Source organism: Pseudomonas frederiksbergensis (genome assembly GCF_017114915.1).
GTDB classification, from domain to species: Bacteria; Pseudomonadota; Gammaproteobacteria; order Pseudomonadales; family Pseudomonadaceae; genus Aquipseudomonas; species Aquipseudomonas frederiksbergensis_I.
The window spans coordinates 176,134-201,716 of the sequence record NZ_JAAUOE010000004.1; the positions used below are offsets into that span (position 1 = coordinate 176,134).

Sequence of the window (25,583 nt, forward strand, 5' to 3'; positions counted from 1 at the left end):
GCGCCATATACCTGGACTGGTCGGCTCGGCGACAAGTGTCATCGAGTCATCACGGAATGGGATCTCGCGTCTTTTTGTAGCGCGAATGTGGCCCAAGCGTCAGGGCCTTGGCCTGAACATCGCTCGGGGGATTGCTTTCCTTAACCATGATGAATCGGCCACTATTCGATGATCTTTAATCAAAAGGAGGCTAAATGATGGCAACGTTGCCTGCGCTAGGGTTCGCCGGAGTCGGCCTGATGGGTTTGCCGATGTGCCGACGCCTGTTGGCGGCCGGTTATCCGCTGACGGTGTGGAATCGCAACCCGGCCAAGTGCGCGGTGCTGGTCGAGGCCGGAGCGCGGCAAGTGGCGACACCGGCCGAGCTGTGTCAGCACGCTGACGTGGTGATGTTGTGTCTGGCCGATACTAGCGTTGTTCGCGAGGTGGTGTTCGGTGCGGTGGGCATTGCCGAGGGGGCGAAAAGCGGCCAGTTGCTGGTGGATTTTTCCAGCCTGGAACCCACAGCGACGCGGGAAATGTCAGCAGCATTGGTCAGTAAAACCGGCATGAGTTGGCTCGATGCGCCGGTGTCCGGCGGAGTGGTCGGTGCCGAGGCCGGCAGCCTGGCGATCATGGTGGGTGGCGAGGCGGCAGACCTTGCGCGTGTGCGGCCGGTGTTGCTGACCCTTGGCCAGCGCGTCACCCACATGGGCGCTGTCGGCGCGGGGCAGGTGACCAAGGCCTGTAACCAGATGATCGTTGCCTGCAACGCCTTGGTCATTGCCGAAGTGGTGGCCCTGGCCGAGCGTTCCGGGGTCGATGCCCGCCTGATCGCCGAGGCGCTGGCCGGCGGTTTTGCCGATTCAAAGCCGTTGCAGATTCTCGCGCCGCTAATGGCCGAAAGCCGTTTCGAGCCGGTGAAATGGCACGTACGCACGCTGCTCAAGGATCTCGACACCGCCGTGAAGTTTTCCCGCGAACAAGGTTCGGCCACGCCGATCAGCGGATTGGCCGCACAACTGATGCGCCTCCATGGGGGGCAGGGGTTCCTGGAAAAGGATCCGTCGACGTTAGTGCAGTTGTACCGTGAGCCAGGCTCAACGGATTGACGGAGTGCGCGTGCTTGCGCTGGTTGATGTCGGCCAGCACCGGACGCAACTCAGCCAGCGGCACCGGACGGCTGAGCAGGTGGCCCTGAACGAAATCACAGCCGTGGCGTTCGAGAAAGTCGTATTGCTCGAAGGTCTCGACGCCTTCGGTGACGACCTGCAAATGCAGGGTGTGGGCCATGACGATAATGGCCTGGACGATCTCCATGTCCTGGGTGGCCTTGGGGATATCCTGAAGGAATGAGCGGTCGATCTTCAGCGTGTTTAACGGCAGGCGCCTGAGGTAGGCCAGGGATGAATAGCCGGTGCCGAAGTCGTCGATCGACAACGAGACCCCAAGGGCGCGAATCTGCCGCAGCAACACCAGGGTATTGGAAATATTGCCCATCAGCGCGTTTTCGGTCACTTCCAGTTCCAGCCGCTGTGGCGCCACCCCGCAGACGCGCAAGGCGTATTCGATTTCATCGGCCAGTTCTTCTCGTGCCAGGTTCAGGGGTGAACAATTCACCGCGATCTTGAGGTCGTCGCAACCTTGGCGGGACAGCTCACCCAGGTCTTCGCAGGCCTTGCGCAGCACCCAGTTGTCCAGTTCGGCGATCAGGTCGTTGGCCTCGGCGATGGCGATGAACCGGTCCGGTGTCAGCAGCCCATGAACCGGGTGTTGCCAGCGAATCAGCGCCTCAAGTTTGCTGACCTGAGCGTTTTTCAGGTCATAGATCGGTTGGTAATACAGTATCAACCCGGTGTCTTCGCGCAGGGCGTAACGCAGTTCTTCTTCGAGTTGCAACTCCAGGGTGGCGCGGGTTTTCAGGTTTGAACTGAAAAAGTGCAGCCCGTTACGACCACTGCCCTTGGACTGATACAGCGCCAGGTCGGCACTCTTCAGCAGTTCCTCGCAGGTCTTGCCATCTTCCGGAAACAGGCTGATGCCGATGCTGGTGGTCATGACCATGCGCCGTCCGGACAACTCGATGGGGTCCTTCATTTTCAGCATGATGCGTTGGGCCATTTGCCGCGCTTCTTCACGGTCATGCAGGCTGATGAGGATGCAGAATTCGTCGCCTCCGAAGCGTGCCACCACGTCTTCGTGGCCACGTACCGAAGCCTTGATGTGGCTGGCCAGGACTTTGAGCAGTTCGTCGCCGGCGTCATGGCCCAGGCTGTCGTTGATCCGCTTGAAGTGGTCAATGTCGAGGAACATCACCGCCAACATGCCGCCTTCGTAGGCTTTCTCGATGAGTTTCTCGGCGAAGACCTGGTTGAAGCCCCGGCGGTTGAGCAGGTTGGTCAAGGGGTCGTAGTGCGCCACTTGCTGCAGCGACAGGCGTGCCTGATCCAGTTGGCTGAGCAGGGCGTTGACCCGCTGCAGGTCGGACTCCTTGTGTTGCAGTTTCTTGTCCGCGAGTGCGGCACTGATGCTGCTGCCGATGATCAGCAGTGTCATTACCGCAACAGTCAGTCCCAGTTGCAGGTGATTGTTGTTGCCGGGCAGCGGTTGAAGGCTGTCGTCGGGCAGCACCAGATTGAGCGACGCCATGCCGGTGAAGTGCATGCTGACGATGCCGGCCCCGAGTACCAGGCTGGCGGTGTATTTGAGCACTTGATGAAGCAGGCCGGTGCCGTCGCGCAAGTGACTGGAAATCAACAGGGCAGCCAGGCTGGCGCCGATGGCGATCACGATGGAGAGGGCGAACAGGACGGGTTGGTAATAGATCAGCGCATTCGACCGCAGGGCGGCCATGCCCACGTAGTGCATGGTCGCGATGCCCAGGCCGATCCACACCGCGGCCCGCAGGTATTGCCAGAAATTCAGCTGAGGATGGCTGAGCGTGTGCATGGCCAGCCATGAGGCGGTGAGGGCGAACAACAGCGAGATCAGGGTGGTGGGCAGGTGGTACTGGATTTCGATCGGCGCCTGGAACGCCAGCATGCTGATGAAATGCATGGACCAGATACCGCCTGCCAGGCACCCGGCGCCGACCCAGCGCCAGAGTCGCTGGGAGGCGGATTTTTCCACATGCCCGACCCGTTCGGTCATGTCCAGCGTGGCGAAACCGGCCGTGCAGGCGACCAGATAGGCCAGCAACACCAGAAACGGGTTATGGGTGCAATTGAGTATGACCTGCCCGCTCTCCGGCAGCCCGGTCATGAAATGCAAACCAAGCCACTCCATAGCGTGTCCTGTCTTGAGTCATCCAGGCCTGCGTCATTCACGCCGACGAATGGTGGGAGTATAGAGGCCATGCATAGAGTGCAAGGCGTGATGGCATAATAGTGTCTATGTTTTTGGAAGGGCCTTTAGAATAATTGGGAATAAATAGAACTATTTGGAAATAAATTGTTGCATGGGCCGCGCTGACTCCCATGGACGGATATCAGCCTTACGAATAATGACAGACAGCGCTGGCGGGCCTGACTAGATTGACAGTTCCGGGCTCGAATGCGTTGGCAGTGAAGCCCCAATAACAATAAAAGAGACGGACCCATGCAGAACTCGACCCAAGCGGCGAATGCCTGGCGCATTCTGTTCCTGCTGTTCCTGGCCAACCTGTTCAACTTCTTTGACCGCACCATCCCGGCCATCATCATCGAGCCGATCCGGATGGAGTGGCACCTCAGCGACTTTCAGCTAGGGATCATTGGAACGGCGTTCACCATTGTCTACGCCATTGCCGGGCTGCCCCTGGGACGAATGGCCGATACCGGCTCGCGCAGCAAACTGATGGGCTGGGGCCTGGCGACGTGGAGCGGGCTGACGGCGGTCAACGGGCTGGTGGGCAGTTTCTGGAGTTTCCTGATCGTGCGCATGGGCATCGGCATTGGTGAGGCCAGTTACGCACCGGCCGCCAACTCGCTGATCGGCGATCTGTTCCCGGCTCACCGTCGGGCGCGGGCCATGGGCATTTTCATGCTCGGCTTGCCGTTGGGCCTGCTGCTGGCGTTCTTCACCATTGGCGCGATGGTCAAGGCGTTCGACAGCTGGCGGGCGCCGTTCTTCATTGCGGCAGTACCGGGGCTGATCCTGGCGGTCTTCATGTTCTTCATCAAAGAGCCGAAACGCGGCGCCGCGGAAAGCGTGCAAGTGTCTCAGGAGCGCGTGGACCGACCGATCCGTCGAGTCCTGGCGGTGCCGACGTTTTTGTGGCTGGTGATGGCGGGGCTGTGCTTCAACTTCGCCACGTATGCCTGCAACTCGTTTCTGGTGCCGATGCTGCAGCGTTATTTCCTGATGCCGTTGCAGGACGCCGCGGTGGCGACCGGGGTGATCGTCGGAGTGACCGGGTTATTTGGCCTGACACTCGGCGGCTGGATTGCCGACAAGATTCACCAGCGGGTGGCCAACGGGCGACTGCTGTTCGCCGGGTTCAGCCTGATCATTTCGACGTTGTGCACAGCCTGGGCGCTGCATGCCGGGCGGATCGAGATCGGGGTGTTTGTCGCGGTGTTCAGCTTGGGCTGGTTGTTCGCCTACAACTTCTACACCTGCGTCTACACGGCGATTCAGGACGTGGTCGAGCCGCGCTTGCGGGCGACGGCGATGGCGTTGTTCTTTGCCGGGTTGTATCTGTTGGGAGGTGGCTTGGGGCCGGTGGTGGTGGGCGGACTGTCCGATCACTTCGCCCATGCCGCGATGCTCTCGGCGGGTGCCGAACAGATGACCGAGGCGTTCAAGGCTGTCGGCCTGCATGACGCGATGTACCTGATTCCGGTGGCGTTGTTTCTGACAATGGTGTTTCTGTTTTTGGCATCGCGGTGTTTCGTTCGGGATGCCAAGCGGATGAAAGAGGGGTTGGTGGCGGTGGATGAGCCAGGGATTGTGGCGGCGCCCGCGGTTTAAGATCAAAAGCAAAAAGGCCCGCATCGCTGCGGGCCTTTTGTTTTGACGGGGCAGGGCAGGGATTAACCCGCCACCAACACCCGGATCGCTTCCAGTCGCAGTGCCGCCTTGTCGAGCATGGCCAGGCCTTGCTCACGCAGCTTGCGCAGGGCAACCAGTTCGCTGTCGCGCACGGTCGGGTTGACCGCTTGCAAGGCGGTCAGGCGCGCCAGCTCTTCGTCGGTATCGGCCGCCAGGCGACGTTGCGCCTCGGCCACGCGCTCGGCGTGACGCGGGGTGATCTTCTCTTCGCCGGCGTTGATCCGTGGCGTCAGCTGGTCGCGCTGGGCCTGGATGAACTTGTTGGCGCTGGCGCGGGGCACGCTTTCCAGTTGATCGTTCAGGGTTTCGAACGACACACGGGCGGACAGGTCGTTGCCGTTGGCATCGAGCAGGCAGCGCAGGGCGGCCGGCGGCAGGTAACGGCCCAGTTGCAGCGAACGCGGGGCAACCACTTCGCTGACGTAGAGCAGTTCCAGCAACACGGTGCCCGGTTTCAGGGCCTTATTCTTGATCAACGCCACGGCGGTGTTGCCCATCGAGCCGGACAGGACCAGGTCCATGCCGCCCTGAACCATCGGGTGTTCCCAGGTGATGAACTGCATGTCTTCGCGAGACAGCGCCTGGTTGCGATCGTAGGTGATGGTCACGCCTTCGTCGTCGCCCAGCGGGAAACTGGCGTCGAGCATTTTTTCGCTTGGCTTGAGGATCAGCGCGTTTTCCGAATGGTCTTCGCTGTCGATGCCGAAGGCGTCGAACAGGGTTTCCATGTAGATCGGCAGGGCGAATTGATCGTCCTGTTCGAGGATCGCTTCGACCAGTGCATCACCTTCGCCCGCACCGCCGGAGTTGAGTTCCAGCAAGCGGTCGCGACCGGTGTGCAGCTCGGCCTCCAGACGCTCACGCTCGGCGCGGGCCTCGTCGATCAGCGCTTGCCACTCGCCCTCGTCGGCCTCTTCCAGCAGCGGCAGCAGGCGTGGGCCGAACTGATGCTGCAAGGCGTTGCCGGTCGGGCAGGTGTTGAGGAACGCGTTCAGCGCTTCGTGGTACCACTGGAACAGCCGCTCTTGCGGGCTGGTTTCCAGGTACGGCACGTGCAGTTCGATGACGTGCTTCTGGCCGATCCGGTCGAGACGCCCGATGCGCTGCTCCAGCAGGTCCGGGTGCGACGGCAGATCGAAAAGCACCAAGTGGTGCGAGAACTGGAAGTTGCGACCTTCACTGCCGATTTCCGAGCAGATCAGCACCTGAGCGCCGAATTCTTCGTCGGCGAAGTAAGCGGCGGCGCGGTCACGCTCGAGGATGTTCATGCCCTCGTGGAAGACCGTGGCCGGAATGCCGGAACGCACGCGCAGGGCGTCTTCCAGGTCCATGGCGGTTTCGGCGTGGGCGCAGATCACCAGCACTTTGGTGCGCTTGAGCATTTTCAGGGTGTCGATCAGCCACTCGACACGCGGGTCGAATTTCCACCAGCGTTCTTCTTCGTTGGCGTCCGGCTGGGCCTGGAAGCTGACTTCCGGGTACAGCTCGGCGTGATCGCCCAGAGGCAGTTCGAGGTATTCGTCCGGGCACGGCAGTGGGTACGGGTGCAGCTTGCGCTCCGGGAAACCCTGCACGGCGGCGCGGGTATTACGGAACAGCACGCGGCCTGTGCCATGGCGGTCCAGCAGTTCGCGCACCAGGCGGGCGCTGGCTTCGGCATCGCCATCATTGACGGCGCTCAGCAGGGCTTCGCCTTCGTTGCCGAGGAAGCCATGAATGGTTTTGTGCGCTTCAGGCGACAGGCGCCCCTTATCCAGCAACTCCTGAACGGCTTCGGCCACCGGGCGATAGTTGTCGCTCTCGGCGCGGAAGGCTTGCAGGTCATGGAAACGGTTCGGGTCGAGCAGGCGCAGACGGGCGAAGTGGCTGTCCTGGCCCAGTTGTTCCGGGGTTGCGGTCAGCAGCAATACGCCCGGGATCGTTTCAGCCAGCTGCTCGACCAGGGAGTACTCAGGGCTGATCTGGTCTTCGTGCCACACCAGGTGGTGCGCTTCGTCGACCACCAGCAAATCCCAGCCGGCGGCGAACAGCGCGTCCTGGGCTTTCTCGTCGTCCACCAGCCATTCGAGCGCCACCAGGGCGAGCTGGGTGTCTTCGAACGGGTTGGAGGCATCGCTTTCGATGAAGCGTTCTTCATCAAACAGCGCAACTTGCAGGTTGAAGCGGCGGCGCATTTCCACCAGCCACTGGTGCTGGAGGTTTTCCGGCACCAGGATCAGCACGCGATTGGCGCGGCCCGAGAGCAGTTGGCGATGGATCACCAGACCGGCTTCGATGGTCTTGCCCAGGCCCACTTCGTCGGCCAGCAGAACCCGCGGCGCAATGCGGTCGGCGACTTCACGGGCGATGTGCAACTGGTGCGCGATCGGTTGCGCGCGCACGCCGCCCAGGCCCCAAAGGGAGGACTGCAACTGACGGCTGGTGTGTTCCAGGGTGTGATAACGCAGGGAGAACCAGGCCAGCGGGTCGATCTGGCCGGCGAACAGACGGTCGCTGGCCAGTCGGAACTGAATGAAGTTCGACAGCTGGGTTTCCGGCAGGGTGACCACTTCGTTCTGCCCGTTGAGGCCGTGGTAGACCAGCAGGCCGTCGACGTCGTCGACTTCCTGTACGGTCAGTTTCCAGCCTTCGAAGTGAGTGATCGAGTCACCCGGCGAAAACCGCACGCGGGTGAGGGGCGCATTCCGTAGCGCGTACTGGCGAGTGTCGCCAGTGGCCGGGTAGAGCACGGTCAACAAGCGGCCGTCCTGTGCCAGAACGGTGCCTAAACCCAGCTCGGCTTCGCTGTCACTGATCCAGCGTTGCCCCGGTTGATACTGCTGCGCCATGCTGCCTGACTCCCACCTTGAAAAAGCGGGCTATCTTAACGGAATCAGGCCCCGGACCAAAGGTTTACGTGTGTAGGAGCCGCCGAAGGCTGCGATCTTTTCAGGATCCAGGATCAAAAGATCGCAGGCTGCGCCAGCTCCTACGGTGCCAAGTGGGTCACAAGTTTGCGACCGATGGCTCAAGTCGCCATCCCCGCAGCCGACAGCCTGCTGACAGGAGACTCATAATATGCTGCCACCGATGCTCCCCTTGAGCGCCGTGCCGATCACTTCACAGCAGGACCCGATCCGCCAGCGCCCGGATATTCCGCCCGTGGTGCCGGTGCAGGAAAGCTCGAACGAAAGCACCATCGACCTGCAAAAGCGCGACCCGGAAGAGGCGGGCCTGCAGTTGCGCGAGGAACAGCGTCGGCGGCAGGAACAGGAGCGACGCCGTCGTGAGGCCGATGAGGACCCTGAAGAACACCTGGCGATCCCCGGTGATGAGCTTAATGCTGACAACACCGTGCCGGTGGTGCCATTGATGGAGAATCAGCCGCGTCAGGGTTTATGGGTCGATATCGAGATCTGAAGTGTCGGATCACTGGTCAGCGCCCGCGCCAGACCGCATTATTGGCGCAATCCTGTCGCCTTTAGCCGGCAGCTGAATTCATTTCCAAGCGATGCACTGAACGCCATGAGCCAAGATGACAAGCTGATCGACCTTAACTCTGAACGTGCCAAGCGGGTTCATGACCTCAATGAAAAGCGCCTGAACGAAGTGCGTCAGGCGTTTGAGCAGGCGATGCCGTTGGGCAAAGCGAAGAAAAAGCCGAAGAACAAACCGAAAAAGCGTTGAAACACCCTGCATCTGTTGATGCGGGTCAGTTATTTCCCTTCCTTTACGCCCTGTCTCGGGCGGCATTGATCCCGGTCAATTTTCTCTCCTGCCCGATTGGTTAACTTAGCCCCATCGCAACAGGGCAAATGCAGGAGGCCAGTCATGTTTTTCGACAACGTGGTGATCGCCGGAGTGCTGACAGTCGGCCTCATGGTTCTGTTTTTTGCAGGGTTTGGATTTTTTATCTGGAAGGATTCGCACAAGCGGAAATAACCGCAGGTCTTTCTGGAGCAATGAGCACGCAAGGCATTTTGGGCAACTTCGGTTGCCCTTTTTTTTGTCTGCGAATCCGATCGTTCCCACGCTCTGCGTGGGAATGCCTCAAGGGACACTCCGCGTTCCAGTTCTCGAAAGGGACGCGGAGCGTCCCGGGCTGCATTCCTTTGCTGCGCGTGGGAACGATCTAACTACCGAAATGCAATAAAAAAGGCGCGAACCTCACGGAACGCGCCTTTTTCAGTAGCGGTGTATCAGCTACCCAGTGCCTTGGATGCCAGCCAGAACAGGCCGGCCGACAGGGCCACGGTGGCTGGCAGGGTCAGGACCCAGGCCAGCAGGATGGTTCTGACGGTGCCGCCTTGCAGGCCGCTTTTGTTGGCGACCATGGTGCCGGCCACGCCCGAGGACAGGACGTGGGTGGTGGAAACCGGCAGGCTGAAGATGTTGGCCGCGCCGATCATGCACGCGGTGGTGATCTGCGCCGACATGCCTTGGGCGTAGGTCATGCCTTGCTTGCCGATTTTCTCGCCGATGGTCAGTACCACGCGTTTCCAGCCAACCATGGTACCCAGGCCGAGGGCCAGTGCGACCGCCAGAATCACCCAGAACGGGGCGTATTCGGTGGTGGTGGTCAGGTCCTTGCGCAGCTTGTCCAGGTCAGCCTTTTCACGAGCGGCGAGGCTAGGCAACTTGCTGACTTTCTTCGCCGTGTCGTCCAGGCAGAGCAGGTAGCGACGCACTTCGATGCGGCTTTCCGACGGCAGCGAGTGGTAGTCGGCTACGCCTTTGAGGGTGTCGAGCAGGGCGGCAATGGTCGGTTCGGTCTGTTGCGGGTTGCAACGGAATTTCTCCGGCAGATCACCTTTCATGCTCTTGCCCAAAGCCAGGTATTCACCCAGCGTATCGGCATTGCGCTTGTAGAACTGGCTCAGGTGCAGGGTCGCATCGCGAGTCCGTTCGATCTGGTAGGTGGTACTGTTCAGGTCGAGGACGAACTGTGCCGGTACGATACCGATCAGCACCAGCATGATCAGGCCGATACCTTTCTGGCCATCGTTCGAGCCGTGCACGAAGCTGACTGCCATCGCCGAAATCACCAGCACCAGACGGTTCCAGAACGGCGGATGTTTCTTGTCGTCGATCTTGCGGCGCTGTTCCGGTGTCTTGTGCATCTTGGACAGCGGACGCCACCATTTAAGGCTGATCAGCACCAGGGCGGCGATCAGGAAGCCGGCCATCGGCGAGAACACCAGGGACGCACCGATATCGATCGCTTTCTGCCAGTTCACACCGTCGGCCAACGGAATATCGTTGATCAGGGCGTTGGCCAGGCCGACACCGAGGATCGAACCGATCAGCGTATGGGAGCTGGAGGCCGGGATACCGAAGTACCAGGTGCCCAGGTTCCAGGTGATGGCGGCGGCGAGCAACGAGAACACCATGGCCAGTCCGTGACCGGTGTTCACATTGATCAGCAGTTCGACCGGCAGCAGGTGAACGATGGCATACGCCACGCCGACACCGCCCAGCAGCACGCCGAGGAAGTTGAACACACCGGAAAAGAACACCGCCAGATGGGGCGGCATGGCTTTGGTGTAGATAACAGTGGCCACCGCGTTTGCGGTGTCATGAAAGCCGTTGATGAACTCGAAGGCGAGGACAAAGGCCAGGGCTAGGAAGAGGCTCACGAGCACCCAAGCATCCAGTCCGCTGAATAAATCGATCATGAAGGTTTTCTGACCCGGTCGTAAGGGGGCGCGATTATGCCAGAAAAGACTGCTAATCAACGCACTTGCTGCTCATCGGTTACATTCTTCAACGAATTAATTTGTGGCAAACCCCTGAGCCCCAGGGTTTTTCAGGGTTTTACAAGTCATTGAATTTTCTTGGAAAGGCAGCAGCCGCAAGGGTTTCTCTCGTCGGGACAAGAGGCTTGAACGCTTGTGTGAAATATCTGAGAAGAAGGTCAGACAAGAGCCGTTTTCCTCATCCAATTGGAGGAGGGGGCCGCCGCCCGCTTGTAGCGGGCGCGAAAAGCATCATCGATACAACCCGCTTTTAACGGGTGCAGACGCAGGCTCTTGAAAGGATACAAACCGAGGCGGTCATGGCTCTTCGGCTTTGAGTTCCTTTTCCATCTTCTGCAATTCCTGGGTGAAGGCCTGATCCTGAACGGTGGCGCGTTTACGCCAGGGTTTACGTTCGGGATCTGGCTGAGCGGCGTAGGTGGTGACTTCCCCGCCGTAAACTTCCTTGTAACGTTGTTCCTGGCGCTCAAGTTCCGCGCGCAGTTCGTCTTTCGTCACAGTGCTACCTGATTGAGTTGAGATTAATTCTGGTGAAACGCGCTGCATCGATTTATTGACCATGCTCGTCGAAAGGACAATGCCTGATACGGCATCGTTCCCACGGCGCAATCAATACTTCCTTGTTGCAGGCGGCCACGGCACCAGAGAAAAACAGCTGACGTAGCATCAGTCTCCTGTTTCAGCGAGCGCGTTGGCGGAGCATACGAAATGAGCGTCAGGCGCTTGCTGCGGACAGCGGCAATGGATATTGCGCTGCCGGTTGGCGGAGTCGGCAGGTAAAAAGCCGGTCGCCACTGAGATGCATTATAGCGGTCGATCCAAAGAACACTATCTCTTGAGAGTTAAAAGTAGTTCTCCCTGTGTGATTGTTTTGTCACTCGCAACTTTACCGGTAACTACGGTGGGCAGGTGCCAGTTGCAGCGGTGACTTTCTGGCGCCATTAAGCCGGACAAATTATTACATCGTCCTCCTTTAAGCCAGTGACCGAAAATAACAACCCTTTGCGAGTAGAGTGAAAGGCAGCAGGCTCACTGCACGCACTATATGATTGCGATTATCGGCCCATGGTTCGATAATCGCCCAATCCTGGCGGCCGATGGCTTGTGTGCCGGACCGGGAGCCGCTTGTAATAGTCGCTGATCCGTGTGGGAAACAATCTGATATGAACGATCAAATGCGCAATTCCTTTGCTTCAGCGGCGCCGCCGATCGTCGCCTCGCCCGCCAAGCGAATCCAGGCCTTGACCGGTGACCCGGATTTCATGACCTCCCTGGCCCGTGGCCTGGCGGTGGTGCAAGCATTCCAGGAGCGCAAGCGGCACCTGACCATCGCGCAGATCAGCCATCGCACGGAAATTCCCCGCGCCGCGGTGCGACGCTGCCTGCACACCCTGATCAAGCTCGGCTATGCCACCACCGACGGGCGTACCTATTCGCTGCTGCCCAAAGTCTTGACCCTGGGCCATGCCTATTTGTCGTCGACACCGCTGGCGGTATCTGCCCAGCCGTACCTGGACCGCATGAGTGAGCAACTGCACGAGGCCTGCAACATGGCCACGCTGGAAGGCGATGACATTTTGTACATCGCTCGCTCGGCGACCACCCAGCGGCTGATTTCCGTCGACCTCTCGGTGGGGGGACGGTTACCGGCCTATTGCACCTCCATGGGCAGGATTCTGCTCGCCGCGCTGGACGACACGTCGTTGCGCGAGTACCTCGATCATGCAGAGCTGCAAGCCAAGACCAGTCGCACCTTGCATACCCCCGAGGCATTGCTCGAATGCCTGCAAGAGGTACGGCGACAAGGCTGGTGCATCGTCGATCAGGAACTGGAGCAGGGCCTGCGCTCGATAGCCGTTCCTGTGTACGACGCTTCCGGCCAGGTGGTGGCGGCGCTGAACGTCAGCACCCACGCCGGCCGGGTCAGCCGCAGCGAGCTGGAGCAACGTTTCTTGCCTGGTCTGCTAAGCGCCAGTCGAGATCTCAGCGCGCAGCTGTTCGCCTAAGCTGTTCGATAAACGCACGAAGTCGCGTTTATCGAATTGACGCTCTTTCCCTTGGATCATTAATGTCGCGGCAGCGTCATCCGGCGCTGCTGGCCTTGGTCAGCCGCCGGGCGACGACCCTGATAATAATGAGAAGAGGCAATCGTCATGCGCACGTTTCCCGACTGTCGCTGTTCCCACCGGTTTAACTGCCGAAACCGGATCGCCTGATCCCGACCTCCTTTCCTTGTGACAACGTCAGCCCCGGCTGGCATCTGTTCGACTGCGTTCTTTACGTGGAATAAAAATAATGAACCAGCCTCAGTCTGCTCTAGGAAACTGCCTCGACGTGCAGTCCTTCATCAACGCTCAACCCATTTCGCGCTACCAATGGCGGGTGGTGATCCTGTGTTTCCTGATTGTCTTCCTCGATGGCCTCGACACCGCGGCCATGGGTTTTATCGCGCCGGCACTGTCCCAGGACTGGGGCATCGATCGCGCCAGTCTTGGCCCGGTGATGAGTGCGGCGCTGATCGGCATGGTCTTCGGCGCCTTGGGTTCTGGCCCGTTGGCTGACCGCTTCGGGCGAAAAGTCGTACTGGTGGGCGCGGTGTTGTTGTTCGGCGTTTTCAGCCTGGCTTCCGCTTACAGCACCCATGTCGATCAGCTGCTGGTCCTGCGCTTCCTCACTGGCCTGGGCCTGGGCGCCGGCATGCCGAACGCCACCACGCTGCTGTCCGAATACACCCCGGAACGCAAGAAATCCCTGCTGGTGACCAGCATGTTCTGCGGCTTCAACCTTGGCATGGCCGGGGGCGGGTTTATCTCGGCCAAACTGATCCCGGCTTTCGGCTGGCACAGTCTGTTGATGATCGGCGGGATTCTGCCGCTGATCCTCGCCGTCGTATTGCTGTTCTGGTTGCCGGAATCGGCGCGCTATCTGGTGGTGCGCAATCGTGGCACCGACAAAGTGCGCAAGGCCCTGGCGCCGATCGACCCGGCGGCAGTGGCCCAGGCGTCGAGCTTCAGCGTGCCGGAACAGAAAACCGTGAAGGCACGCAATGTGTTCGCGGTGATCTTCTCCGGCACTTTCAGCACCGGCACGTTGTTGCTGTGGCTGACGTATTTCATGGGGCTGGTGATTGTTTATCTGTTGACCAGTTGGTTGCCGACGCTGATGCGTGACAGTGGCGCGAGCATGGAGCAGGCAGCGTTCATTGGTGCGCTGTTCCAGTTCGGTGGGGTATTGAGCGCAGTGGGCGTAGGTTGGGCGATGGACCGGTTCAATCCGCACAAGGTCATCGGCACTTTCTACTTGTTGGCCGGGGTGTTTGCCTACGCGGTAGGGCAGAGCCTGGGCAACATCGCCGTGCTGGCGACCCTGGTGCTGGTGGCCGGGATGTGTGTCAACGGCGCGCAATCAGCGATGCCGTCGCTGGCAGCGAGGTTTTATCCGACCCAAGGGCGGGCGACCGGTGTGTCATGGATGCTCGGGATTGGCCGCTTCGGTGCGATCCTCGGGGCATGGATGGGCGCAACGCTGCTTGGCCTGGGCTGGAACTTCGAGCAGGTGCTGACGGCACTGGTGATTCCGGCCGCGTTGGCGACCACGGCGGTGGTGATCAAGGGCATGGTCAGCCATGCGGATGCGACCTGATCCAGCTTGAGATCGATCGTTCCCACGCTCTGCGTGGGAATGCCTCAATGGACGCTCTGCGTCCGCTTTTGGGACGCGGAGCGTCCCGGGCTGCATTCCCACGCAGAGCGTGGGAACGATCTGAGAGAGAACGATAGCCAGACAACAATCTGTTCGATAAACGAACACTCAGTCGATTATCGGATTGTTTGGGCTTTTCCAGGGGCTTAATCTTCAGTCATTCCGGCGCTGCGCATCGGCGCCTTTTTCCCACACTGTCGGTTCATAACAAAACGGGAGCCTGCCCCATGGCTGAAATCCTTTCGCTGCATGACGCGGTGAAGCAGTTCGTCAACGACGGCGATACCGTCGCGCTCGAAGGCTTCACTCACCTGATTCCTACGGCGGCTGGTCACGAAATCATTCGCCAGGGCAAGAAAGACCTGACCCTGGTGCGGATGACGCCTGACTTGATCTACGACCAGTTGATCGGTGCCGGTTGTGCTCGCAAACTGATTTTCTCCTGGGGCGGCAACCCCGGCGTCGGTTCGCTGCACCGTCTGCGTGACGCCGTCGAGCGGCAGTGGCCGCATGCGCTGGAAATCGAAGAACACAGCCACGCCGACCTGGCCAATGCCTACGTCGCGGGCGCTTCGGGCTTACCGTTCGCGGTGTTGCGTGCCTACGCCGGTTCCGACCTGCCGAAGGTCAACCCGCTGATCAAAACCGTCACTTGCCCATTCACCGGCGAAGTGCTGGCGGCGGTGCCGTCGGTGCGTCCGGACATCACCGTGATTCACGCGCAGAAAGCCGACCGCCAAGGCAACGTGCTGCTCTGGGGCATTCTCGGGGTGCAGAAAGAAGCGGCGCTGGCGGCCAAGCGTTGCATCGTCACCGTCGAAGAAATCGTCGATGACCTCAACGCACCGATGAACGCTTGCGTGCTGCCGACCTGGGCTCTGAGCGCGGTCTGCCACGTACCGGGCGGGGCGCATCCGTCCTACGCCCACGGTTACACCGAGCGTGACAACCGCTTCTACCAGGCCTGGGATCCGATTGCCCGCGACCGTGAAACCTTCACCGCGTGGATCAACGAGTACATCCACGGCTGCGCTGACTTCAGCGAGTTCCAGGCCAAGCTGGCCGCTGCTTCGGAGGCCAAGTAATGACTTACACCACCAATGAAATGATGACCGTCGCCGCCGCCCGCCGCCTGAAAAACGGTTCGGTGTGCTTCGTTGGTATCGGCCTGCCGTCGAAAGCCGCCAACCTGGCGCGACTGACGTCCTCGCCGGATGTCGTCCTGATCTACGAATCGGGTCCGATCGGTGCCAAGCCAAGCGTACTGCCATTGTCGATCGGTGACGGTGAGCTGGCGGAAACCGCCGACACCGTCGTCCCGACCGGCGAGATTTTTCGCTACTGGCTGCAGGGCGGGCGCATCGACGTCGGTTTCCTTGGCGCCGCGCAAGTCGACCGTTTCGGCAACATCAACACCACCGTGGTGGGCGACTACCATCAGCCCAAGGTTCGCCTGCCGGGTGCCGGTGGCGCGCCGGAGATCGCCGGTTCCGCCAAAAGCGTATTGATCATCCTCAAGCAGTCGGCGCGTTCGTTCGTCGACAAGCTCGACTTCATTACCTCGGTCGGCCATGGCGAGGGCGGTGATTCGCGCAAACGTCTCGGCCTGCCGGGCGCCGGTCCTGTCGGCATCATTACCGACCTGTGCATCATGGAACCGGAAGCCGGCACCCATGAGTTCGTGGTCACCGCGCTGCACCCAGGTGTCACTCGCGAGCAAGTGATCGCGGCCACCGGTTGGGCGATTCGTTTTGCCGACACGGTTGAAAGCACTGCCGAGCCCACCGAGGTCGAGCTGACCGCGCTGCGCGATCTGGAAGCCCGTACCGCGGCAGCCCACGGCCAAGCACCCGGAGAAGCCTGATGCGCGACGTTTATATCTGCGATGCGATTCGCACCCCCATCGGCCGTTTCGGCGGTGGCCTGTCGACGGTCCGCGCCGATGACCTGGCCGCCGTGCCGATCAAAGCGCTGATGGCGCGTAACCCGTCGGTGGACTGGAGCGCGGTGGACGAGGTGTTCCTCGGCTGCGCCAACCAGGCCGGCGAAGACAACCGCAACGTGGCGCGCATGGCGTTGCTGCTGGCGGGGCTGCCGGAAACCATTCCGGGCGTGACCCTCAATCGCCTCTGCGCTTCAGGCATGGACGCTGTCGGCACCGCGTTCCGGGCCATCGCCAGCGGCGAGATGGAGCTGGCGATTGCCGGTGGCGTCGAGTCGATGTCCCGCGCACCGTTCGTGATGGGCAAGGCCGATGCGGCGTTCTCGCGCAACATGAAGCTGGAAGACACCACCATCGGCTGGCGTTTCATCAACCCGTTGATGAAAGCCCAATACGGTGTCGATGCGATGCCGCAAACCGCCGACAATGTGGCGGACGATTACGAAGTTTCCCGCGAGGATCAGGACGCTTTCGCACTGCGCAGCCAGCAACGCACGGCCGCCGCGCAAGCCGCAGGATTTTTCGCCGAAGAAATCGTTGAAGTGCGCATTGCCCACAAAAAGGGTGAAACAGTGGTCAGCCAGGACGAACATCCTCGCGCCGACACCACGCTCGAAACCCTGGCCAAACTCAAACCGGTCAACGGCCCGGACAAAACCGTCACCGCCGGCAATGCCTCCGGTGTGAACGACGGTGCGGCGGCGCTGATTCTGGCCTCGGCCCAAGCCGTGAAGAAACACGGCCTGACCGCCCGCGCCAAAGTGCTCGGCATGGCCAGCGCCGGTGTCGCGCCACGGGTGATGGGCATCGGCCCGGTGCCGGCGGTGCGCAAATTGACCGAGCGCCTGGGCCTTGCGGTCAGCGATTTCGATGTGATCGAACTCAACGAAGCCTTCGCCAGCCAGGGCTTGGCCGTGTTGCGTGAGCTCGGATTGGCGGATGATGCGGCCCAGGTCAACCCGAACGGTGGCGCCATTGCCTTGGGCCATCCGCTGGGCATGAGCGGTGCGCGTTTGGTACTGACTGCACTGCATCAATTGGAAAAGACTGGCGGCAAGAAAGGTCTGGCGACCATGTGTGTCGGTGTCGGCCAGGGTCTGGCCTTGGCGATCGAACGTGTCTGACGCACAGAAGCGACTAATAAGAACTGAGGAATGCGCAATGACTGACAAACCTGGTTACCGTCGCCCACAGGCGGGCACTCAGCCGGAATACCTGCACCCTCCTTATCAATCCACCAACCTTCGCTCGCCGTCCAAGCCGCTGGTGTTCTTGCCTCATTCGCTGTCGGAAATCACCGGTCCGACCATCGGTGCCGAACGTATCCAGGAGCGGGACAACGACCTCACCGCCCAGCACTCCGGCGAGCCATTGGGTGAACGGATCATCATTCACGGCCGTGTGCTGGATGAAGACGGTCTGCCGGTGCCGGGCATTCTGGTGGAGATCTGGCAGGCCAACTCTGCCGGTCGCTACGCCCATGCCCGCGACCTGCACGATGCACCGCTGGACCCGAACTTCACCGGCACCGGCCGCACCGTAACCAACGCCGATGGCTGGTATCAGTTCCAGACCATCAAGCCTGGCGCCTATCCGTGGGGTAACCACCCCAACGCCTGGCGCCCGGCGCACATCCATTTCTCACTGTTCGGGCCGAGTATTCTGACGCGCCTGGTGACCCAGATGTATTTCCCGGGCGACCCGTTGCTGGCTTACGACCCGATCTACAACTGCGTGCCCGACACCCACGCCAAAGAGCGTTTGATCGCCAGTTTCGACCTGGAAAAAACCATCCCGTCCTACGCCCTCGGTTATCGCTGGGACATCGTCTTGCGCGGCCGCGAAGCCACGCCGATGGAGAAATAAGATGACGCTGAACGCGACCACGTCCCACACCGTCGGGCCGTATTACCACATTGGTCTGACCTGGCTGAACCGCGAAGACCTGACTGTCGAGCAAACCCTCGGCGAGCGTGTGGCGATCACCGGGCAAGTCGTCGATGGCAATGGCGACTTCGTCAACGACGCCATGCTCGAAGTCTGGCAGGCCAACGCCGCCGGCAAATACGACCACCCCGAAGACGATCAGGACAAACCCCTGGACCCGAACTTCGAAGGGTTTGGCCGGGTGCCGGTGGATGCGCAAGGGCGCTTTCGCTTTACCACGATCAAGCCGGGCACCGTGGAAGGTCTGAAAGGCACGATCCAGGCGCCACACCTGGTGGTGCTGGTGTTCGCTCGCGGGTTGGTGAAGCACTTGCTGACGCGGATTTACTTTGAGGGTGAGCCGGCCAACGTGGCGGACCCTCTGCTCGAATGTGTACCTGCCGAACGCCGCAGCACCTTGCTGGCGAAGAAAGATGCTTCGGGTGTTTATCAGTGGAATGTGATTCTGCAGGGGACGGATGCCGAGACGGTGTTCTTCGATTATTGAGATCAAGGTCAAAAGATCGCAGCCAGCGGCAGCTTCTACCGGGAAGGGGTATGGTTCCTGTAGGAGCTGGCGCAGCCTGCGATCTTTTGGCGCCTGCACAAGACCTTTGATTTCTGCGCGGGGCCTCACTGGCCCTCACCTGCAAGGACTGTTTATGAACCAGCGACCGGGTAATCAATTGTTCGATGCCTACTTCACGGCACGCGACATGCGTGGGGTGTTCTGCGATCAGGGCCGGGTTCAGGCCATGCTCGATTTCGAAGCCGCACTGGCCAGGGCCGAGGCGCGGGTTGGCCTGATTCCGCAGACGGCTGTCGCCTCTATCGAAGCGGCCTGCCAGGCTGAGCATTACGACTTCGCCGCTCTCGGCGAGGCGATTGCCACGGCGGGCAATTCGGCGATTCCCTTGGTCAAGGCGCTGGGCAAGCAGATCGCCAAAAGTGATGCCGAAGCCGAGCGCTACGTGCATCTGGGCGCGACCAGCCAGGACGTGATGGACACCGGGCTGGTGTTGCAACTGCGCCGCGCGCTGGAGCTGATCGAAGCTGATCTGGCGCAGCTGGGAGAAACCCTCGCGACCCAGGCCAGGCGGTACGTTGCCACGCCGCTGGCCGGGCGCACCTGGCTGCAACACGCGACACCGGTCACCCTCGGCATGAAAATCGCCGGTTGGCTGGGCGCGGTGACCCGCAGCCGTCAGCGTCTGCTGGAACTCAAGCCACGCCTGCTGGTGCTGCAATTCGGTGGCGCCTCCGGCACCCTCGCGGCGCTCGGCGAACAGGCGATGCCGATTGCCCAAGCCTTGGCCACAGAACTGCAACTGACCTTGCCGGAACAACCCTGGCACACCCAGCGCGATCGTCTGGTGGAGTTCGGCGCGGTGCTTGGCTTGATCGCCGGCAGCCTGGGCAAACTCGGTCGCGACATCAGCCTGTTGATGCAGACCGAAACTGGTGAAGTGTTCGAACCTTCGGCACCGGGCAAGGGCGGTTCCTCGACCATGCCGCACAAACGCAACCCGGTGGGCGCGGCGGTGTTGATCAGTGCGGCGACGCGGGTGCCGGGTCTGCTCTCGACCTTGTTCAGCGCCATGCCCCAGGAACACGAGCGCAGCCTGGGTCTGTGGCATGCCGAGTGGGAAACCCTGCCGGAGATCTGCTGTTTGGTGTCGGGCAGCCTGCAGCAAGCGCTGTTGGTGGCCGACGGCCTGGAAGTGGATGCCGACCGAATGACTCGCAACCTCGACCTGACCCAAGGCCTGGTGCTGGCCGAAGCTGTGAGCATTGTGCTGGCGCAACGGGTCGGTCGCGACACCGCGCACCATCTGCTGGAGCAATGCTGCAAACGCGCCGTGGCCGAGCAACGTCATCTGCGCGCGGTACTCGGCGACGAGCCGCAAGTGACCGCCCAGCTGTTGGACGCTGAACTCGATCATCTGCTGGACCCCGCCCATTACCTCGGTCAGGCCCATACCTGGGTCGAGCGAGCGGTGGCTGAACATTTTGCGTTGACTGCCTGAAGGAGGCTGCTGTGGCATTCGTACAACTCGCCGAGGGCGAACTGCACTACCAAATTCAAGGGCCGCAACTCGATGGCCCTGAAGAAGCTCCGGTACTGGTGCTGTCCAACTCACTGGGCACCGACCTGCACATGTGGGACGCGCAGATCCCGGCGTTCACCGAGCGTTTCCGGGTGCTGCGTTTTGACACACGTGGTCACGGCAAGTCATTGGTGACGCCAGGGCCGTACAGCATCGAGCAACTGGGCCGCGACGTGTTGGCGCTGCTGGATGCCTTGCACATCGAGCGCGCGCATTTCTGCGGTCTGTCCATGGGCGGGTTGATCGGCCAATGGCTGGGGATCAACGCCGGTCAGCGTTTGAACAAACTGATCGTGTGCAACACCGCGGCGAAAATCGGCGATCCATCGGTGTGGAACCCACGAATCGAAACCGTGCTGCGCGACGGCGCGGCGGCGATGGTCGCCCTGCGCGATGCGTCGATTGCCCGCTGGTTCACTCCGGATTTTTCCGCCGCCAACCCGGCAGCGGCGAAGCGGATCACCGACATGCTCGCGGCCACTTCGCCTGAAGGCTATGCGGCCAATTGCGCGGCGGTGCGTGATGCCGATTTCCGCGATCAGTTGTCCTCGATCAAGACGCCGCTGCTGGTGATCGCCGGTACCGAAGATGCGGTAACGCCGCCGTCCGGCGGGCATTTCATTCAGGAACATGTGCGGGGCGCCGAGTACGCCGAGTTCTACGCCGCGCACCTGTCCAACGTCCAGGCCGGCGCTGCGTTCAGTGAGCGGGTGCTGGCGTTTCTTTCAGGTCATTGAGGGTTTTTTTGTGGACGAGAAACAACGTTACGACGAGGGCATGAAAGTCCGCCGCGCGGTACTGGGCGACGCCCACGTCGATCGCAGCCTGAGCACGCTGACCGAGTTCAACTCGGAGTTCCAGGAAATGATCACCCGCCACGCCTGGGGCGACATCTGGACCCGCCCGGGCTTGCCGCGCCATACCCGCAGCCTGATCACCATCGCCATGCTGATCGGGATGAACCGCAACGAAGAACTCAAACTGCACCTGCGCGCCGCCGCCAACAACGGCGTGACCCGCGGCGAGATCAAGGAAGTGATCATGCAGAGCGCGATCTATTGCGGCATTCCGGCGGCCAACGCGACGTTCCATTTGGCCGAGTCGGTGTGGGATGAGTTGGGGGTTGAATCGCGGGAGTAAGCCACATGTAGGAGCGGGCTTGCCCGCGAAGACGTCGGTACAGTCAACATTGATGTCGCCTGACACACCGCTTTGGCGGGCAAGTCGGATCGCCGCACCGCCGCTCCTACAATTTTGTGGGTTTACAACAAACTGATCGGATAGCTGACGATCAACCGGTTCTCATCGAACTCGTTGTTGCTGAAGTCGCGGCGGATGGTGGAGTTGCGCCATTTGACGTTGAGGTTTTTGAGCGTGCCGCTCTGCACGGTGTAGCCCAGTTCACTTTCGCGGCCCCATTCCTTGCCGTCGCTGGTGGTGGCGGTGTGGACGTTGTCGCCGCTGATGTAGCGGTTCATCAGGGTCAGGCCCGGTACGCCCAGGGCGGCGAAGTTGTAGTCGTGGCGCACTTGCCAGGAGCGTTCCTTGGCGTTGTCATAGCTGGCGTTGTAGCTGTCGTTGGCCAGGGTGCCGCCGCTGGTGCCGTTGACCCGCATCCACGCGCTGTCGCCGGTGAGTTTTTGCAGGCCGACGTAGAAGGTGTTGCCGCCGTATTTGGCCGAGAACAGGCCCGACCAGGTCTTGTTGTCCAGCTCGCCGGCCCGGGCGCTGCCGTCATCCTTACCGTAGAAGAACCCGAGATTGGCGCCCAGCGTCCAGTCGCCCAGTGGTTGGCTGTGGATCAGGTTGACGTATTGCTGGCTGTAGATGTCCTTGAGTTCCGCGTTCCACAGGCCGATCTGCGTGCGCTTGTCGTTGAAGGCGTATTCGCCGCCCTGGAAGTTGAAGCGGTCTGACTTGAACGCCGCTTTGCCGGTCATCGACATGTCATTCATGCTGCTGTCGTCACGCGGGCTGTTGGCGCGGAACTGGCCACCGTAGAGCGTCAGGCCGTCGATTTCCTTCGAAGTGATCTGGCCGCCACGGAAGGTTTGCGGCAGCGAGCGACCGTCGTCCGAACGCAGGATCGGCAGCACCGGCATCCATTCGCCGACCTTCACTTCGGTCTGGGACAGTTTCGCCTTGAACGCCACATTGGTGCGCCCGAAGTTGTCCGCCGGGCGACCATCAGAATCCAGTGGCAGCAACTGCGTACCGCCAGTGCCTTTGCCGCCGTCGAGCTTGACCGAATACAACCCCAGCACGTCCATGCCGAACCCGACGGTGCCCTGGGTGAACCCGGATTTGGCGTCGAGGATGAAACTTTGCGTCCATTCTTCAGCCTTGCCCTGGGCCTTGGTCGGGTTGGTGAAGTTACGGTTGATGTAGAAGTTGCGCAGGTTCAGGTTGACCTTGGCACCTTCGACAAAGCCCGCTTCCTCGGCCAGGGCGGGCAGGGCCGCACCGGCCAGTGCGATGGCGATCAGGCTGGGAAACAAATACTGCGGTGTGGGGGAAGTCATGGGCTCGGGTCTCTCTAATTGTCAGGGATAAGGCAGTACACAGCCGCAACCAAGGGGTCGCAGACAAAAAATCGAATTCGGATAAGGGGGCGAGCGAGATCAGCCGGAGTGCAGAGTGCGCGTAGTCATGGTGTTGGACCTTGTTGTTATTGATTTTTGCAGGTGCGGACAATGGTGCGAGGGATGGGCGGGGGGATTCAATTGGGGGGTATGGGGTTTTGGGCGATTAACGAACACTAATCGACGCCGGCCGGATGACGGACGGTGTGAGGCATTCTTAATAAAATCCTATGGTTATTCGGGTTGATAGCGAGGGGGCGACGGTGTGTTCTATTAATGGCGCCTTGTTGCTTTGTTGGTATTAGATGGAAGTATTTATTGCTTTAGTTGTAAGACGTTTCCTACAGCGCTAACTGTCATTAAAGGTATGTCGATAATCGCTGGTTAAACTTAAGAATTGGTATTGTCGGTTATCGTAAAAAGATTTAAAGAGAGCCGCGGACTTCGCTGGAAAAGAAAAGAGGCCTTGCTATATTCAAAGTCCTCAGGCGGGCAAAAGACACTCTGATGCTTCGTCAGGGGGTAGTTTTCGTCATGCCGAAATAACAAGGAGAAGTGCCATGGGTAATAAAGTCAATCAGGAACGTTTGGCCTCGGTTCTGGGACGGGCCGTGCTGGACGAAAAATTTGCCAGAGAGTTACACAGTGATCCGGCAGGGGCGGCTAAAAATATTGGTGTGCATTTAAGTACTGACGAGATCGCGGCAGTTAAAGGTATTGATGCTGCAAAACTGACGGCTGCCTCCTCCGGAATTCGGAGCAACCTGGGGATACGCGCGGTATTTGACACACAGAACCAGCAGCAACAAGCGCGAATGGATTAAAGGTGGATGATGCCATTTGGCGTGCCACGAAAGGTGGGCCTTCACGCGGGTACGCCGAATGGCTTTATTAGCGCTCGGGCACGGAGTGAATGACTCATGTCTGTCACCTTGGCTCCAATGAATGACGCGGACTTCGTTACGTTCGCCGAAAGAGCCCTTGCTGAATATGGCGACGGGATGGTCGCCGCAGGCGAGTGGGTCCAGGAGGAGGCGTCGCAAAAGGCGCGAAGCGTCTTCGAGCAATTGTTGCCGCAAGGGCGATTGACTGAAAAGAATCAACTCTGGGTGATCCAGGATCAAGCGCGGCGCATCGGTGAGTTATGGGTCGCCGAACGACACGCCGGCGCCGGTCGGATCGCCTTCATTCTGGATATCTACATTGACCCCGGCGCGCGTCGCCAGGGTTATGCAAAACAATCGCTGCTGGCCCTGGAGTCATGGGCGAGCCAGGCGGGATGCAGGGAAGTGCGGTTGCATGTCTTTGGCCGCAACGAGGCGGCACGTCGTCTTTATGAACAATCGGGTTATGGCATTGCCAGTCTGACAATGGCGAAGCCGTTGCCGTCAGCCTAAGGGAAGGTTGAGAAATGGACATCGATAACAGTGGTCAACGTGAGCTCTCGGTCGACGATTTATTTCAGGGCACGACCTTCCTTGCGGATTCGGAGCCTTCGCGATTTGAAGTCTTGCTGGAGCGTGTCAGTCGAAATCGATACACCAGCTTTGTTGCGCTGTACACCGAACTTTTTCAGTTGTTTCCCAATGCCCCGCATCTGGCAGAGTTTTTTGAGCAGGCGTTTAATCTTATCGTTCCTCCGACCCGGGAACAGCGCTTGATTATTAATGATCCGGTGTTTCAAGTGTGGAATGTGCTGACGGCTCATTATGCCAACCTGATCATCACGCAAAAGACAACGGACAGAAGTGAGCTGGAAAAAATGCTGTTTGAATTTCCAGAGATGTTAGTGCGTGTCAAAACGGCCGACAATTCACGCGTGAATCATTATTGTCCCCCCGTGCATCGGTTCGATGTCGATCCGCTGGTTGCGATAGTGATGCCGCCCAGCTATGAGTTTCCGGAAGATGAAGCCGTCCGCAAACAGTTGGAGCGTAGCGGTTATTCCGTACGGTTTTTTTGCGATGTGGTGAATATTGCCCTGTTGCGCATAGAACACACTTGGCCCGCCTGCCGCGAGCAAATCAAAAAACTGGTCAAGTCGATTTTTTATTTGCCCGATGGTTCATTTCGAAGCTGTTCGGCGTCCCGCTTCACCGGAATCATCCTGTTGTCGAGCCGGGATGATTCGATACTCGATCTGGAAGAGTCCCTGGTGCATGAGGCCACTCATCAGTTGCTTTATCACATTGTCGAGGCGTGCCCGGTTGTCAAGGAAGAGACCTCGCGGGAGCCGTTGTACACCTTGCCATGGTCGGGACAGAAGCGTGACTTTTATGGCTACTTCCACGCGTTTTACGTGTACATCGCGTTGGTCAAATACCTGGGGCGGGTTCGCTCGCGTTCGTCCGAAGAGCTGCAACGAGCGCAAGACCGTCTTTTGTACATCCTGCGCGGCTTGATCAAGGCATTGCCGGACTTCGAAGCCAGCACTGAATTCACCCCCCAGGGACGTCAACTCCTGGAAAACCTGGCCAAAGAGGTCAGAGTACTGGAAAACCAATATGCCGGGCTGTTGGCGATATCGGGGACTGAGGCTGAGCAACAGCGCTTGCTGGGTTTGACCGCCTGAAGCCAG

General features: G+C 60.2%; 23 protein-coding genes. 18 read left to right on the plus strand and 5 right to left on the minus strand.

The genetic code is table 11. The annotated features are described in order from the left end of the window. The first annotated feature begins 194 nt into the window (after positions 1-194). Positions 195-1,091, plus strand: a complete 897-nt coding sequence (locus HCU66_RS05065; RefSeq protein WP_205887442.1) for an NAD(P)-dependent oxidoreductase — start codon at positions 195-197, stop codon at positions 1,089-1,091. Here the strand turns inward: HCU66_RS05065 and HCU66_RS05070 are convergent. Next, the gene (locus HCU66_RS05070; RefSeq protein ID WP_205887443.1) at positions 982-3,264 is read right to left on the minus strand and encodes a putative bifunctional diguanylate cyclase/phosphodiesterase; all 2,283 of its coding nucleotides are present in this window, start codon (positions 3,262-3,264) and stop codon (positions 982-984) included. The two genes, HCU66_RS05065 and HCU66_RS05070, sit on opposite strands and share 110 nt — an antisense overlap. Positions 3,265-3,576: 312 nt before the next feature. Here HCU66_RS05070 and HCU66_RS05075 point away from each other — a divergent pair, with 312 nt between their 5' ends. Further along, positions 3,577-4,929 (plus strand): spinster family MFS transporter, encoded by a 1,353-nt coding sequence (locus HCU66_RS05075; protein WP_205887444.1) that lies wholly within the window; start codon positions 3,577-3,579, stop codon positions 4,927-4,929. A gap of 62 nt (positions 4,930-4,991) precedes the next feature. Here the strand turns inward: HCU66_RS05075 and rapA are convergent, their stop codons facing one another. After that, positions 4,992-7,838 (minus strand): RNA polymerase-associated protein RapA, encoded by a 2,847-nt coding sequence (gene rapA, locus HCU66_RS05080; protein WP_205887445.1) that lies wholly within the window; start codon positions 7,836-7,838, stop codon positions 4,992-4,994. Between the two features lie 229 nt (positions 7,839-8,067). On the opposite strand from rapA, the gene HCU66_RS05085 reads away from it, so the two are divergent. The 3 genes from HCU66_RS05085 (at position 8,068) to ccoM (ending at position 8,931) form a co-directional block, all read left to right on the plus strand. Then, positions 8,068-8,409: an aspartate-semialdehyde dehydrogenase gene (locus HCU66_RS05085; RefSeq protein ID WP_205887446.1), complete on the plus strand. Its 342-nt coding sequence runs from the start codon at positions 8,068-8,070 to the stop codon at positions 8,407-8,409. Positions 8,410-8,514: 105 nt separating this feature from the next. After that, a complete protein-coding gene (locus tag HCU66_RS05090) occupies positions 8,515-8,676 on the plus strand; it encodes a hypothetical protein (RefSeq protein WP_007935839.1) in 162 nt (53 codons plus the stop codon). A gap of 144 nt (positions 8,677-8,820) precedes the next feature. Beyond that, positions 8,821-8,931, plus strand: coding sequence for a cytochrome c oxidase subunit CcoM (ccoM, locus tag HCU66_RS27305; protein ID WP_277397045.1), 111 nt, complete (start codon positions 8,821-8,823; stop codon positions 8,929-8,931). 257 nt (positions 8,932-9,188) lie between these two features. Here the strand turns inward: ccoM and HCU66_RS05095 are convergent, their stop codons facing one another. Together HCU66_RS05095 and HCU66_RS05100 are read right to left on the minus strand one after the other, a co-directional pair. Beyond that, positions 9,189-10,664, minus strand: a complete 1,476-nt coding sequence (locus HCU66_RS05095; protein WP_205887447.1) for an inorganic phosphate transporter — start codon at positions 10,662-10,664, stop codon at positions 9,189-9,191. A gap of 378 nt (positions 10,665-11,042) precedes the next feature. Next, complete coding sequence (locus tag HCU66_RS05100) at positions 11,043-11,243, minus strand: hypothetical protein (protein WP_205887505.1); 201 nt, start codon at positions 11,241-11,243, stop codon at positions 11,043-11,045. Positions 11,244-11,908: 665 nt separating this feature from the next. Here HCU66_RS05100 and pcaR point away from each other — a divergent pair. The 10 genes from pcaR (at position 11,909) to pcaC (ending at position 21,563) form a co-directional block, all read left to right on the plus strand. Further along, positions 11,909-12,751, plus strand: coding sequence for a pca regulon transcriptional regulator PcaR (gene pcaR / locus HCU66_RS05105; RefSeq protein ID WP_105348389.1), 843 nt, complete (start codon positions 11,909-11,911; stop codon positions 12,749-12,751). A 289-nt stretch (positions 12,752-13,040) separates the two neighbouring features. Continuing rightward, complete coding sequence (pcaK, locus tag HCU66_RS05110) at positions 13,041-14,387, plus strand: 4-hydroxybenzoate transporter PcaK (RefSeq protein ID WP_205887448.1); 1,347 nt, start codon at positions 13,041-13,043, stop codon at positions 14,385-14,387. Positions 14,388-14,674: 287 nt separating this feature from the next. After that, positions 14,675-15,532, plus strand: coding sequence for a CoA transferase subunit A (locus tag HCU66_RS05115; protein ID WP_018926877.1), 858 nt, complete (start codon positions 14,675-14,677; stop codon positions 15,530-15,532). Beyond that, positions 15,532-16,311 (plus strand): CoA-transferase subunit beta, encoded by a 780-nt coding sequence (locus HCU66_RS05120; RefSeq protein WP_205887449.1) that lies wholly within the window; start codon positions 15,532-15,534, stop codon positions 16,309-16,311. The genes HCU66_RS05115 and HCU66_RS05120 overlap by 1 nt, the downstream gene beginning before the upstream one ends. Then, the gene (pcaF, locus tag HCU66_RS05125; protein ID WP_205887506.1) at positions 16,308-17,513 is read left to right on the plus strand and encodes a 3-oxoadipyl-CoA thiolase; all 1,206 of its coding nucleotides are present in this window, start codon (positions 16,308-16,310) and stop codon (positions 17,511-17,513) included. Before HCU66_RS05120 ends, pcaF begins: the two co-directional genes overlap by 4 nt. A gap of 37 nt (positions 17,514-17,550) precedes the next feature. Beyond that, positions 17,551-18,255 carry a protocatechuate 3,4-dioxygenase subunit beta gene (gene pcaH / locus HCU66_RS05130; RefSeq protein ID WP_205887450.1) on the plus strand — a complete coding sequence of 235 codons (705 nt, stop codon included), beginning with the start codon at positions 17,551-17,553 and terminating at the stop codon, positions 18,253-18,255. Between the two features lies 1 nt (position 18,256). Further along, a complete protein-coding gene (gene pcaG / locus HCU66_RS05135; protein WP_205887451.1) occupies positions 18,257-18,823 on the plus strand; it encodes a protocatechuate 3,4-dioxygenase subunit alpha in 567 nt (188 codons plus the stop codon). A 154-nt stretch (positions 18,824-18,977) separates the two neighbouring features. Further along, positions 18,978-20,342, plus strand: a complete 1,365-nt coding sequence (locus HCU66_RS05140; RefSeq protein ID WP_205887452.1) for a 3-carboxy-cis,cis-muconate cycloisomerase — start codon at positions 18,978-18,980, stop codon at positions 20,340-20,342. An 11-nt stretch (positions 20,343-20,353) separates the two neighbouring features. Next, a complete protein-coding gene (gene pcaD / locus HCU66_RS05145) occupies positions 20,354-21,160 on the plus strand; it encodes a 3-oxoadipate enol-lactonase (protein WP_205887453.1) in 807 nt (268 codons plus the stop codon). 10 nt (positions 21,161-21,170) lie between these two features. Beyond that, entirely contained in the window at positions 21,171-21,563 is a 393-nt protein-coding gene (gene pcaC, locus HCU66_RS05150) for a 4-carboxymuconolactone decarboxylase (RefSeq protein WP_205887454.1), read from the plus strand. A gap of 122 nt (positions 21,564-21,685) precedes the next feature. On the opposite strand, the gene HCU66_RS05155 is transcribed toward pcaC, so the two are convergent. Further along, positions 21,686-22,945, minus strand: coding sequence for an OprD family porin (locus HCU66_RS05155; RefSeq protein ID WP_205887455.1), 1,260 nt, complete (start codon positions 22,943-22,945; stop codon positions 21,686-21,688). A gap of 620 nt (positions 22,946-23,565) precedes the next feature. On the opposite strand from HCU66_RS05155, the gene HCU66_RS05160 reads away from it, so the two are divergent. The 3 genes from HCU66_RS05160 (at position 23,566) to HCU66_RS05170 (ending at position 25,577) form a co-directional block, all read left to right on the plus strand. Beyond that, positions 23,566-23,829 (plus strand): Os1348 family RiPP precursor, encoded by a 264-nt coding sequence (locus tag HCU66_RS05160; RefSeq protein ID WP_205887456.1) that lies wholly within the window; start codon positions 23,566-23,568, stop codon positions 23,827-23,829. 96 nt (positions 23,830-23,925) lie between these two features. Continuing rightward, a complete protein-coding gene (locus HCU66_RS05165) occupies positions 23,926-24,402 on the plus strand; it encodes a GNAT family N-acetyltransferase (RefSeq protein WP_205887457.1) in 477 nt (158 codons plus the stop codon). Between the two features lie 14 nt (positions 24,403-24,416). Further along, entirely contained in the window at positions 24,417-25,577 is a 1,161-nt protein-coding gene (locus tag HCU66_RS05170) for an aKG-HExxH-type peptide beta-hydroxylase (RefSeq protein ID WP_205887458.1), read from the plus strand. The last annotated feature ends 6 nt before the right edge of the window (positions 25,578-25,583 follow it).